The 12,006-nt window shown below is 69.1% G+C and carries 8 protein-coding genes; 6 read left to right on the forward strand and 2 right to left on the reverse strand.

What is annotated here, in order from left to right:
- The first annotated feature begins 6 nt into the window (after positions 1–6).
- The 6 genes from AB5J49_RS18585 (at position 7) to AB5J49_RS18610 (ending at position 9,312) form a co-directional block, all read left to right on the forward strand.
- The gene (locus AB5J49_RS18585) at positions 7–1,302 is read left to right on the forward strand and encodes an ABC transporter substrate-binding protein (protein ID WP_369169744.1); all 1,296 of its coding nucleotides are present in this window, start codon (positions 7–9) and stop codon (positions 1,300–1,302) included.
- Entirely contained in the window at positions 1,299–2,249 is a 951-nt protein-coding gene (locus tag AB5J49_RS18590) for a carbohydrate ABC transporter permease (RefSeq protein WP_369169745.1), read from the forward strand. Before AB5J49_RS18585 ends, AB5J49_RS18590 begins: the two co-directional genes overlap by 4 nt.
- Entirely contained in the window at positions 2,246–3,070 is an 825-nt protein-coding gene (locus tag AB5J49_RS18595) for a carbohydrate ABC transporter permease (protein WP_369169746.1), read from the forward strand. The genes AB5J49_RS18590 and AB5J49_RS18595 overlap by 4 nt, the downstream gene beginning before the upstream one ends.
- A 12-nt stretch (positions 3,071–3,082) precedes the next feature.
- A complete protein-coding gene (gene yicI / locus AB5J49_RS18600) occupies positions 3,083–5,332 on the forward strand; it encodes an alpha-xylosidase (protein ID WP_369169747.1) in 2,250 nt (749 codons plus the stop codon).
- Positions 5,332–6,342: a LacI family DNA-binding transcriptional regulator gene (locus AB5J49_RS18605; RefSeq protein ID WP_369169748.1), complete on the forward strand. Its 1,011-nt coding sequence runs from the start codon at positions 5,332–5,334 to the stop codon at positions 6,340–6,342. The genes yicI and AB5J49_RS18605 overlap by 1 nt, the downstream gene beginning before the upstream one ends.
- A 66-nt stretch (positions 6,343–6,408) precedes the next feature.
- Complete coding sequence (locus AB5J49_RS18610; protein WP_369169749.1) at positions 6,409–9,312, forward strand: glycoside hydrolase family 3 C-terminal domain-containing protein; 2,904 nt, start codon at positions 6,409–6,411, stop codon at positions 9,310–9,312.
- A gap of 40 nt (positions 9,313–9,352) precedes the next feature.
- Here the strand turns inward: AB5J49_RS18610 and dacB are convergent, their stop codons facing one another.
- Together dacB and AB5J49_RS18620 are read right to left on the reverse strand one after the other, a co-directional pair.
- Positions 9,353–10,939 carry a D-alanyl-D-alanine carboxypeptidase/D-alanyl-D-alanine-endopeptidase gene (gene dacB, locus AB5J49_RS18615; RefSeq protein ID WP_369169750.1) on the reverse strand — a complete coding sequence of 529 codons (1,587 nt, stop codon included), beginning with the start codon at positions 10,937–10,939 and terminating at the stop codon, positions 9,353–9,355.
- Between the two features lie 45 nt (positions 10,940–10,984).
- Entirely contained in the window at positions 10,985–11,974 is a 990-nt protein-coding gene (locus AB5J49_RS18620; protein WP_369169751.1) for a PHB depolymerase family esterase, read from the reverse strand.
- Between the last annotated feature and the right edge of the window lie 32 nt (positions 11,975–12,006).

Genomic DNA, 12,006 nt, shown 5'->3' on the forward strand with positions numbered 1-12,006 from the left:
CACGGGATGTTGACGGCACGACGGCGTGTGGTGGCGATGGCGGTGGCCCTCACCGGCTCACTGCTCCTGGCCTCCTGCTCGGACTCGGACAGCGGGTCCTCCGAAGACGGCAAGACACTGAAACTGTGGCACTACGAGGCCCCGAACAGCGCGATGGGGCAGGCCTGGAACGAGGCGATCAAGGAGTTCAAGGCCAAGCACCCGGGTGTGAAGGTGGAGTTCGAGGCGAAGGGCTTCGAGCAGATCCAGAAGACCGCCCCGATGGTCCTCAACTCCTCCGACGCGCCCGACGTCATGGAGTACAACAAGGGCAACGCGACGGCGGGACTCCTGTCCAAGCAGGGGCTTCTCACCGATCTCAGCGCGGAGGCCACGAAACGCGGCTGGGACAAGAAGCTCACCCCGAGCGTGCGCACCACCAGCATGTACGACGCCCAGGGCGTCATGGGCTCCGGCAAGTGGTACGGCGTGCCCAACTACGCCGAGTACACGATGGTCTTCTACAACAAGGACCTCTTCGCGAAGTACAAGATCGCCGAGCCGAAGACGTTCGACGAACTGACCGCCGCGATGGACACGTTCGTCCAGAACAAGGTCACCCCGCTCGCCAACTCCGGCGCCGAGTACCCCGCCCAGCAGTACCTCTACCAGCTGGCCCTGTCGAAGGCCGACCGCGCCTGGGTCGACTCCTACGAGCTCTACAAGGGCAAGACCGACTTCCACGACACGGCCTGGACGTACGCCGCCGACACCTTCGCCGACTGGGTGAAGAAGGGCTACATCGGCAAGACGTCCAACAGCGCCAAGGCGGAGGACGCGGGCGTCTCCTTCATCCAGGGCAAGTCGCCGATCCTGTTCTCCGGCAGCTGGTGGTACGGCCGCTTCGTCGACGAGGCCAAGTTCGACTGGGGCACCTTCCTGTGGCCCGACTCCAACCTGACCCTGGGCTCCGGCGGCAACCTGTGGGTCGTCCCCAAGGGCGCCAAGAACAAGAAGCTGGCCTACGACTTCATCGACATCACCATGTCGAAGAAGATCCAGAACCTGCTCGGCAACAAGGGCGGCGTCCCGGTCGCGGCCGATGTGAGCGCCATCAGCGACCCGAAGTCGAAGGCGCTCATCGACAACTTCAACGCCCTGTCCCAACGTGACGGCCTGGCCTTCTACCCCGACTGGCCGGTCCCGGGCTACTACGACGTCCTCGTCTCCGAGACCCAGAAGCTGATCGCCGGCAGCGGGAAGCCGGACGGCTATCTGGACGCCCTCCAGGAGGCCTACGACAAGGGCGCGCCGAAGCAATGACGATCACCGTCGAACGAGGGGTGACCGGCAAGAAGACCCAGGCCGGTCCCCCTCGCCGCCCCCGCGACTCCTACGCCCTGTTCCTCCTCCCCGGCGTCCTCGCGTTCCTCGCCGTCATCGTCGTCCCGTTCCTGATGAACACGGGCGTCAGCTTCACCGACTGGCAGGGCGTGGGCTCCCCCGGCTGGACCGGGCTCGCCAACTACCGCGAGCTGATGGACGACTCGGAGTTCTGGGCGTCGTTCCGGCACAGCCTCTTCATGGTCGTCGCCATGGCGGCCCTGCCGACGGCGGTCGGACTGGTCCTGGCCGCCGCGCTGTTCGACTACGTCGGCAAGCACTTCGGGTCGAAGACCGTCGCCGTTCTGCGCGCCTGCTTCTACCTCCCCCAGGTGCTGCCGATCGCGGTCGCGGGCATCGTCTGGAGCTGGATCCTGGCTCCCACCGACGGCTCCCTCAACGAACTACTCAAGGCCATCGGCCTGTCGAGCTGGCAGCAGGACTGGCTCGGCGACCCCGACATCGCCCTCTACAGCGTCATGGGCGTGATGGTCTGGGTCCAGATCGGCTTCCCGCTGGTCGTCTTCATGGCGGGCCTGCAGCGCGTGGACCCACTGCTGCACGAGGCGGCCGAGCTGGACGGCGCCGGCTGGTGGAGCCGGTTCTGGCACATCACGCTGCCGCAGATCCGCCCGGAGATCTACGTCGTCCTGACCTGGTGCACCATCGCCGCGCTCAAGGTGTTCGGCGCGGTGTACGTCCTGACGAAGGGCGGGCCCGGCGGGGCGACGAACGTCCCGTCCTACTTCTCCTTCACCACGTTCTTCGAGAAGACGCAGGTCGGCTATGGCGCCGCCATCTCCACCGTCCTCACTGTGATCATCCTGGCCCTCTCCCTGATCGGCCTGAAGCTCCAGACCCGCGCGGAGGAAGGGGACGGGTCATGACCACGGCCCTGCGTCGCTACCCGGTACTGATCGCCCTGTGCGTCGCCGCCCTGTTCATGATCATCCCGTTGCTGATCGTGGCGCTCAACGCGGTCAAGTCACCGACGGAGTACTCCCAGAACGGCCCACTGAGTCTCCCCGACGGTCTCTACATGGACGGTCTGAAGGACTTCTGGGAGCGCGTCGACTACAGCCAGAAGCTGTTCAACTCCCTGCTGATCAGCGGTGCGGTGGCGGTGTGCGCGGTGATCCTGTCGGTGCTCAACGCGTACGCGATCGGCATCGGCCGCATCAAGGGCCGTACCTGGGTGCTGGCCTTCTTCGTCCTGGCGAACATGCTGCCGCAGGAGGCGCTGGTCTACCCGATCTACTACCTGAGCAAGGAGGCGGGGCTCTACGACACCAGGCTCAGCGTGATCATCGTGTTCACGGTGATCCAGGCGGCGTTCGGCACGTATCTCCTGTCGTCCGTGCTGGGACAGTTCCCCCGCGAGATCATCGAGGCCGCGAAGATCGACGGCGCCAACAAGTGGCAGATCCTCTGGCGGATCGTGGTCCCCGTCAGCCGCCCCACCCTCGGTGTGCTCATGGTCTTCTTCTTCATCTGGACCTGGAACGAGTTCCTGCTCCCCCTGGTCATGCTGATCTCCAACGACAACCAGACGGTGTCGGTGGCCCTCGGCGTCCTCCAGGGCCAGCGGCTGATGGACGCCACGATGACCAACGCGGCGGCGCTGCTCGGTGTCCTGCCGGCCATCGTCTTCTTCCTTCTGTTCCAGCGGACCCTCACCCGTGGCATCGCCGTGGGTGCCGTCAAATAAGGAACCCCCCACATGAAGTTCACCGACGGCTACTGGCTGCTGCGCGACGGCGTCACGGCAGACCACCCTGCCGAAGTCCTCGACGTCACCCCCACCGACGGCGGTCTGGAGATCCACGCACCCTCCCGGCCCATCCGCAGCCGCGGCGACCTGATGACGGGACCGGTCATGACGATCAACGCCCACACGCCGATGCCGGACGTCGTAGGCGTGACGTTCACGCACTTCGAGGGCGAGCAGCGGACCGGCCCCGCGTTCGAGCTCAGCACCGAGAACCCCGCCGCTCAGATCTCGTACGACGACGACCACGCGACCCTGACCTCCGGCGCCCTGTCGGTGCGGTTCGCCGCCTCCGGCCCCTGGCACCTCGACTTCCTCGCCCAGGGCCGCGTCCTGACCAGCAGCCGCAACAAGAGCATGGGCATCATGCGGGACGCGGCCGGCGGCCACTACCTCCGCGAGCAGCTCAACCTCACCGTCGGCACCTGTGTCTACGGGCTCGGCGAACGCTTCGGCCCGCTGGTCAAGAACGGCCAGGTCGTCGACATCTGGAACGCCGACGGCGGCACGACCACCGAACAGGCCTACAAGAACGTCCCGTTCTATCTGACGGACGCCGGCTACGGCGTCTTCGTCGACCACCCGGGCAAGGTCTCCTTCGAGGTCGGCTCGGAGGCGGTGTCGAGGGTCCAGTTCAGCGCGGAGACCCAGGAGTTGACGTACTACGTCATCTACGGCCCGACCCCGAAGGACATCCTCCGCAAGTACACCGCCCTCACCGGCCGCCCCGCCCTGCCGCCCTCCTGGTCCTTCGGCCTGTGGCTGTCGACGTCCTTCACCACCTCCTACGACGAGGAGACGGTGACGTCATTCATCCAGGGCATGCGGGAGCGTGAACTCCCCCTCTCGGTCTTCCACTTCGACTGCTTCTGGATGCGTGAGCACAGCTGGTGCGACTTCGAGTGGGACCCACGGGTGTTCCCGGACCCGAAGGGCATGCTCACGCGGCTGCAGGGGCGCGGTCTGCGGGTCTGCGTCTGGATCAACCCGTACATCGCCCAGCGCTCCCCGCTGTTCGCCGAGGGCAAGGCGCTCGGGCATCTGCTGAGACGTCCGGACGGCCGGGTCTGGCAGTGGGACCACTGGCAGCCGGGCATGGCGTTCGTGGACTTCACGAGCCCGGCGGCACGCGACTGGTACGCGTCCAAGCTGCAGGGGCTGCTCGCCCAGGGCGTCGACTGCTTCAAGACCGACTTCGGCGAGCGGGTGCCCCTCGACGTGGCCTGGTCCGACGGCTCGGACCCGGAGCGGATGCACAACTACTACACGTACCTCTACAACCGCACCGTCTTCGACGTGCTGCGGGAGCACCGGGGCGAGGAGGAGGCGGTCGTCTTCGCCCGGTCGGCGACGGCGGGCAGCCAGCAGTTCCCGGTCCACTGGGGCGGCGACTGCGAGGCGACCTACGAGTCGATGGCCGAGTCGCTGCGCGGCGGACTCTCGCTGGGGCTCTCGGGGTTCGGCTTCTGGAGCCATGACATCGGCGGCTTCGAGGGCACGCCGACGCCCGAACTCTTCAAGCGCTGGCTGGCGTTCGGGCTGCTGTCGTCGCACAGCCGGCTGCACGGCAGCTCCTCCTACCGGGTCCCATGGCTCTTCGACGAGGAATCGGTCGATGTGCTGCGGCACTTCACCCGGCTGAAGCTGCGGCTCATGCCGTATCTGTACGAGGCCGCCCGCACCGCCCACACCGAGGGCACTCCGGTCATGCGGGCCATGGTGCTGGAGTTCCCCGACGACCCCGGGTGCGCGCATCTGGAGCGGCAGTACATGCTCGGCCCGGACCTGCTGGTGGCGCCGGTGTTCAGCGACGACGGGGACGTGGCCTACTACGTTCCCGAGGGCACCTGGACCCACTTCGTCGGCGGGCGGACGGTCACCGGGCCGCGCTGGGTGCGCGAGAAGCACGGCTTCCTGAGCGTGCCGCTGCTGGTACGGCCCGGCGCGGTGATCCCGGTGGGCGCGGTGGACGACCGGCCCGACTACGACCACGCCGACGGGGTGACGCTGCGGGCGTACGGCCTCGAGCGGGGCGCCCAGGTGGCGGTGCGGGTCGGGGACGTGGCCTTCACCGTCGTACGCGAAGGCAACACGCTGCGGGCGTCGTGCGGTGATCCTTCCGCCCCGTGGGCGCTGGCCGCCGGGGAGCGGGTCGTACACGCGCAGGCCGGGACCGGGTTTCTCACGGTGGAGCTGGGCTGATGGTGAAGATCACTGACGTGGCGCGGCACGCCGGGGTCTCCCCCAGCACCGTCTCCTACGCGCTCAGCGGCAAGCGCCCGATCTCCGAGGAGACCCGGCTGCGCGTCGAGGCGTCCATCCGCGAGCTGGGCTACCGGCCGCACGCGGGCGCCCGGGCGCTGGCCAGCAGTCGGTCGAACGTACTGGCGCTGGTGGTGCCCTTACGGGCCGGGATCCATGTGCCGGTGGTGATGCAGTTCGCGGTGTCGGTGGTGACGACGGCACGGCGCTACGACCATGACGTCCTGCTGCTCACCCAGGAGGAGGGCGACGCCGGGCTGCGGCGGGTCGCCGACACGGCACTGGTCGACGCGATGATCGTGATGGACGTCCAACTCGACGATCCCCGGCTGTCGTTGCTGCGCGAGCTGGACCGGCCGTCGGTGATGATCGGGTTCCCGGCCCGGGCGAATGGACTGACCTGTATCGACCTCGACTTCAAGGCGGCCGGCGAGGCCTGCGTGGAACATCTGGCGCGGCTCGGGCACCGGGTGATCGCGCTGGTCGGGTCACCGCCCGAGGTGTACGTCCGGCAGACCGCGTTCGCCCAGCGCGTGGTCCAGGGCTTCACCGCCGCCGCCGACCGGGGCCGGCTCGCCTCCTCGGTCCACCCGTGCGAGGCCGCGCCCGCCGCCGCCCGTGCGGTCGCCGAGCAACTGCTGCGCGAGCACCCCGCGTTGACCGGTGTCGTCGTCCACAACGAGGCGATCCTGGAGCCGCTGATCGACGCCTTCGAGCAGCTCGGCCTGCGCATCCCGGCCGATTTGTCCGTCACCGCCATCTGCCCCGACGAACTCGCCGAGAACCTCCGTGTGCCGGTCACCTCGGTCGCCCTGCCCACCGCCGAGGTGGGCACGCGGGCCGTGGAGCTGCTGATGAAGAAGCTGGGCGGCAACGCCGTGCCCGAGGCCACGCTGCTGCCGCCCCGGATGACGGAACGCGCGAGCACGGCACCGCGGAACGCTCCCTGAACCCCACAGATGCCCGTAGACCGCAGACGCCAGTAGATGCAGGGCCCTACTCGAAGGAGCCGTGACATGGCAGGCAGCAAGAGACGTAGAACCACGCTTGTGGTGGCGCTGGCCCTGATCGCAGGGTTCGGCGCCACCGTTCCCGCTCATTCCGCCACGTACCCCTTCCGCAACCCCGATCTCCCCGTCGACCGGCGCGTCGATGACCTGCTGGACCGGCTGACCCTGGACGAGAAGATCTCCCTTCTGCACCAGTACCAGCCCGCCATCCCCCGCCTCGGCATCCCGTCCTTCCGCACCGGCACCGAGGCCCTGCACGGCGTCGCCTGGCTCGGCGAGACCACCGTCTTCCCGCAGGCCATCGGGCTCGCCTCGACCTGGGACCCGGCCCTGATGGAACAGGTCGGCTCGGCGGTCGGCGACGAGGCGCGCGGCTTCCAGCAGGAACGCCCCGCCGGCTGGGGCCTGAACCTCTGGGCGCCCGTGGTGAACCTCCTGCGCGACCCGCGCTGGGGCCGCAACGAGGAGGGCTACAGCGAGGACCCCGAGCTCACCGGCGCCCTGTCCACGGCGTACGGCGAGGGCCTGACGGGTGGCGACCCGGACCATCTGAAGACCGCGCCCACGATCAAGCACTACCTCGCCAACAACAACGAGTGGCACCGCACGACCACCTCCTCCGACCTGCGTCCGCGCGTCGCGAAGGAGTACGACGAGGCGGCCTTCAAACCGGCCATCGAGGCGGACGCGGCGACGGGGGTCATGTCCTCGTACAACCTCGTCAACGGCCGCCCCGCGACGGTGAATCCGGACCTGAACGACGCCGTGCGCAACTGGACCTCGTACGACCTCCTGAACGTCACCGACGCCGCCGGCCCGGGCAACCTGCACGGCGACCAGAAGTACTACCCGAGCGTGGTGGAGGGGGACGCGGCGGCGCTCAAGGCGGGCATCGACAGCTTCACGGACAACGACGCGAACTCCTCGGTGACGACCGGGGCGGTCAAGTCGGCGTTGCAGCAAGGCCTGTTGGAGGAGTCGGACATCGACGAGGCCGCGGGTCACATCCTCTCCGTCCGGGTGCGTCTGGGTGAGTTCGACCCGGGCGGCGGCAGGTACGGCTCGATCGACAAGTCGGTCATCAACAGCCCGGCCCACCAGAAGCTGGCGCGCGAGGCGGCGACCGAGGGCGCGGTGCTGCTGAAGAACCAGGCGGGCGCGCTTCCGCTGAAGAAGTCGGCGAAGAACGTCGCCGTGGTCGGCCCGCTCGCCGACACCCTCTACACCGACTGGTACTCGGGCACGCTTCCGTACGCGGTCACCCCCGCCGAGGGCATCGCGGCGAAGCTCGGCACCGATGTGACCAGCAGCGAGGGCGTGGACCGGATCGCGCTGAAGAACACGGCGACGGGTGACTACATCACAGCGGGCACGGACGCCGACGGCGAGCCGCTGCGAGAGACGGAAGGCACCGGCACAGCCACCCAGTTCGACGTGTTCGACTGGGGCGGGGGTGTCGTGGCCCTGCGCTCGGCCGCCAACGGCAAATACGTCGGCTACAACTGGTCGGGCTTCGCCAACGACCAGGTACAGCCGGGTGGTTGGTACGTCCAGCAGCAGTTCAAGCTGGAGAAACAGGCGGACGGCACGTACCTGCTGCGCTACGCGGGCTACGAGACCGAGGAGCCCTGGTGGGGCAACCCGCTCTACCTCGGCCCGACCGGCGAGGACGGCACGCTCGGCCTGGTCGCGAAGGACGCGGCCGCGCACTACACGAAGGACGTGGTCCGCAGCGGCGTCGAGGAGGCCGTGGCCGCGGTGAAGGGCAAGGACACGGCGGTCGTGGTCGTCGGCTCCAACCCGTCGATCAACGGCCGTGAGGCCCACGACCGCACCGACATGGGCCTCGCCCCTGCCCAGGAAGCCCTGGTCAGGGCGGTACGCGCGGCCAACCCGAAGACGGTCGTGGTCGTCGAGAACAGCTACCCGACCACCCTGGGCGCCCTGCAGCAGGAGGTCCCGGCCGTCCTGTGGACGTCCCACGCGGGCCAGGAGACCGGCAACGCGCTGGCCGACCTCCTCTATGGCGACGCGAACCCCTCGGGCCGCCTCACCCAGACCTGGTACCGCTCGGAGTCGGACCTCCCGTCGATCCTCGACTACGACATCATCAAGTCCGACCGCACCTACCAGTACTTCAAGGGCAGCCCGCTCTACCCCTTCGGCCACGGCCTGTCGTACACGTCCTTCCGCTACGGCGACCTGAGGAAGACGAACGGCGGCTACGAGGTGCGGGTCACCAACACCGGCAGCCGGGCGGGCGCCGAGGTGGTCCAGCTCTACGCCCACCAGCACGTCTCCCGTGACAAGCAGCCCCTCAAGCAGCTGGAGGCCTTCCAGAGGGTGTCGCTGAAGCCCGGCGAGACCAGGACGGTCAAGCTGAAGGTGTCGCAGAAGGACCTCGCGCACTGGGACGTGACCCGCTCCCGGTGGGTGGTGGAGAAGGGCACGTACGACGTGCTGGCCGGCTCCTCCTCCGCCGACATCCGCACCCGCACGACCTGGCAGGTGTCCGGCGAGACGATCCCGGCACGCGACCTGTCCCGCACCACCCGCGCCGAGAACTTCGACGACTACGACGGCACCCGCCTCGTCGACGAGTCGAAGGCACGCGGTACGGCGGTGGGGGTCACGGCGAGCAGAGCGTGGCTGAAGTTCGCGGACGCCCGACTGGGCTCGGGCGCCGCGAAGTTCACCGCGCAGGTGGCGGGCGCCGCGGGCACAATCGAGGTCAGGATCGGCTCCCCGACCGGCACCCTCGCCGGCACGGCTCGCTTCGACGGCACCTCGTCGCCGTACGACTACGAGACGGTGACCGCCGACCTCTCGCGCGCGGCGAAGGGCCGTACCGACGTGTATCTGGTGCTGAAGGGAGAGGGCCTGCGCCTGGCGACGTTCGGTCTGCGCTGATTCCCGGCGCCGCGTGGCGCAGGCCCTCTGCTCAGGTGTCTCAGCAGAGCACGGGCTTGCGCCACGCGCACTCGAGGTCGGTGCCCCGGGCCGTCCTCGGTTCGACGAGCGTGGCGGCCTCGGCCGTCGACTTCGCGAGTGTGACCACGATGGCGTCCTCCAACGGCTTCACGGAGGACGCCAGATAGTTGTTGAGGACGACGCTGAAGACGAGCTCACGGCCCCCGGCGTCGATGACATACCCGGACAGGGCCGACGCTCCCGTCAAGGACCCGGTCTTGGCACGGGCGTTGAGCGCGGCCGCCGTCCCGCACATCCGCGTCCGCAGCGTCCCGCCGACGAACCGGTCGGGATCGCAGGCGACCGGCAACGAGCGCTTCCAGTCCGCGTACCAGGGCTTGGCACGTACGGCGAGCAGAAGCCTGGCGAGCTGCCCGGCGGGGAAGTTGTCCATCCGCGAGAGCCCGGAGCCGTCGACCTGACGCACCTTGGCGGCGTCGACGCCGATGCCCTTGAGGTATCCGGCGATCACGGCCAGCCCGGCACTCCAGCTGCCCCGCTTCGACACCTCGTACCCCATGGTCTTGGTGAGGATCTCGGCATGCATGTTGTTGGACAGCTTCATGAAGGGGATGAGCAGGTCCTTCAGCGTCATGGAGTCGTGCGAGGCCAGTTCCCTGGCCGTACCGGGTGTCTGCCGTCCGAGCCGGTCCGGCCCGGTGACCTTGACCCCGTGCTGCGCGAGCGCGTCACGGAAGACCGCGGCGGCGTACCCGGTGGGCTCCCACACCGTGACCCACTCCTTGGCACCGGCGCCGCCCACGGGTGTCGTACCGCTCACGACGATGTCATTGGTGCCGTGCTCCCGCTCGACGGTGAGGTCGTCGCCACCGCCGGCGGCGACGGTGGTGGCGCGCACGTCGATGTCCACGTAGTCGGTGTCGGGCGTGACGGTGACGACGGGCTTGTCGCCCGCCGCCGCTCCCGGCTTCACCGTCACGATCACGGTCCCGGTGTCGTAGTCGGTGTCCGGTGCCACGCTCAGCGCGCTGATCTGCGCCGAGTAGTACGAGGACTCGTCGTCAGCGGCCCAGTTGCGCCCGAGCCGCTGGGTGTCGAACCGGGTGTCGTCGGCGATCAGCCGCCCGTCGACCCGGGTGACGCCGGACGCGGCGACCCGGGCGGCGAGCGTGTCGTAGTCGGCGGCGAGCAGGGTCGGATCCCCGGTGCCGCGCAGATACAGGTCGCCGCGGAGGACGGAACCGTACCGCTTCCCGTCGGCCAGTACGTCGGTGGTGAACCGGTACCCGGGGCCCAGGATCTCCATCGCTGCGGCCGAGGTGGACAGCTTGGTGTTGGAGGCGGGCATCAGTCGGGTGCTGGGCAGATGCTGGTAGAGGAGATCGCCGGTCGCGGCGTCGGCGACCACGACACTCGCCACCCCGCCCTCCATCCGCGTATCACCCAGGACGGTGTCGATGGCCTCCGGCAGGCCGGAGCGATCGGAGTCCGCTCCGGCCTGCGCACCTGGCCCGAGGACGGCGACGAGCGCGGCCACCAGGGCCCAGGTCCCTGCACTTCTACGGGAGTTGAAGCTTCTCCCGGCACCTTTCACGGGTCTGCTCATGGCAAGGGAGCATCCCGGATCCGACAGCCCGGCGACAGACCGCCGTCAGCCGCCCAGCCCCCAGGCCAGCCCCATCCGGTACGCGGCACACAGGTTCACGTCCAGGATGTACGCCCCGGCGGTCCCGCACTGCCCGCTCCCGCTCCCCGGGTCGACGGGCTGCCCGTGCCCCATGCCGGTGACGCTGTACGTCTCGGCGACGGCGTTCCCGCTGCCGTCCCGGTACGTCTGGTGCGGATATCCGGCGACGGTGTCGCTGACGTCCGCGCTCTGGTCGGCCCCGTGCACCTCGGTCCACTGCCGCACGAGATCGGTCATGTTGACGGGCTTCACGGTGTAGTCGGCGGTGCCCTGGAAGGCGACCAGCGTCGGCCAGGGCCCGGCGTACCCGGGCCGCGCGGCCCGCACCCGGTTGCCCCACTGCTTCGGGCTCTGGGTGGCCCCGACGTACATGCACACATACGGCGACCCGGCGGCCTGCGCACACCCGTACGGCAGCCCGGCGACGATGCCGCCCGCGGTGAACTTCTCCGGGTACGCGGCCATCATCACGGCGGCGAAGCCGCCCCCGGCGGACAGTCCGGTGACATACACCCGGCCTCCGGACACATCTGCGAGCTGCCGGTCCACCATCTGCGCGACGGAGGCGGGCTCGCCTTGGCCGCGCGCCATGTCACCGCTCTGGAACCAGTTGAAGCAGGACGAAGCGTTGTTGGCGGTCTGCTGCTGCGGCAGCACCACGGAGAATCCCCACTGGTCGGCGAGCTGCGTCCAGCCGCTGCCGGTGCCGTATCCGGAGGCGTTCTGTGTGCAGCCATGCAGCGCGACGACCACGGGCCGGCCTGCGGGCAGCCCGTCGGGGACGTACCGGAACATGCGCAGGGCACCGGGGTTCGACCCGAACCCGGTGACTTCCTGGAGGGCGGCCGCCTCGGCCCGGCCCGGCGTGAGGACGGCGGCGATCAGGGCGACGAGAAGGGTCGCCAGGACGGGGATACGACGGACACGACGGCTTGCGGCTCTGGTCTGGGTCATGGGGAGGGACCGTAGAAGCGTGAACGACCCGT

Source organism: Streptomyces sp. R28 (assembly GCF_041052385.1).
Lineage (GTDB): Bacteria > Actinomycetota > Actinomycetes > Streptomycetales > Streptomycetaceae > Streptomyces.

What these genes read in the sequence shown, in the direction of transcription:
- AB5J49_RS18590 (WP_369169745.1), top strand. Translation starts at nt 1,299, where the DNA reads ATGACGATCACCGTCGAACGAGGGGTGACCGGCAAGAAGACCCAGGCC.
- AB5J49_RS18620 (WP_369169751.1), bottom strand. Translation starts at nt 11,974, where the DNA reads ATGACCCAGACCAGAGCCGCAAGCCGTCGTGTCCGTCGTATCCCCGTC.
- AB5J49_RS18585 (WP_369169744.1), top strand. Translation starts at nt 7, where the DNA reads ATGTTGACGGCACGACGGCGTGTGGTGGCGATGGCGGTGGCCCTCACC.
- dacB (WP_369169750.1), bottom strand. Translation starts at nt 10,939, where the DNA reads ATGAGCAGACCCGTGAAAGGTGCCGGGAGAAGCTTCAACTCCCGTAGA.
- AB5J49_RS18605 (WP_369169748.1), top strand. Translation starts at nt 5,332, where the DNA reads ATGGTGAAGATCACTGACGTGGCGCGGCACGCCGGGGTCTCCCCCAGC.
- yicI (WP_369169747.1), top strand. Translation starts at nt 3,083, where the DNA reads ATGAAGTTCACCGACGGCTACTGGCTGCTGCGCGACGGCGTCACGGCA.
- AB5J49_RS18595 (WP_369169746.1), top strand. Translation starts at nt 2,246, where the DNA reads ATGACCACGGCCCTGCGTCGCTACCCGGTACTGATCGCCCTGTGCGTC.
- AB5J49_RS18610 (WP_369169749.1), top strand. Translation starts at nt 6,409, where the DNA reads ATGGCAGGCAGCAAGAGACGTAGAACCACGCTTGTGGTGGCGCTGGCC.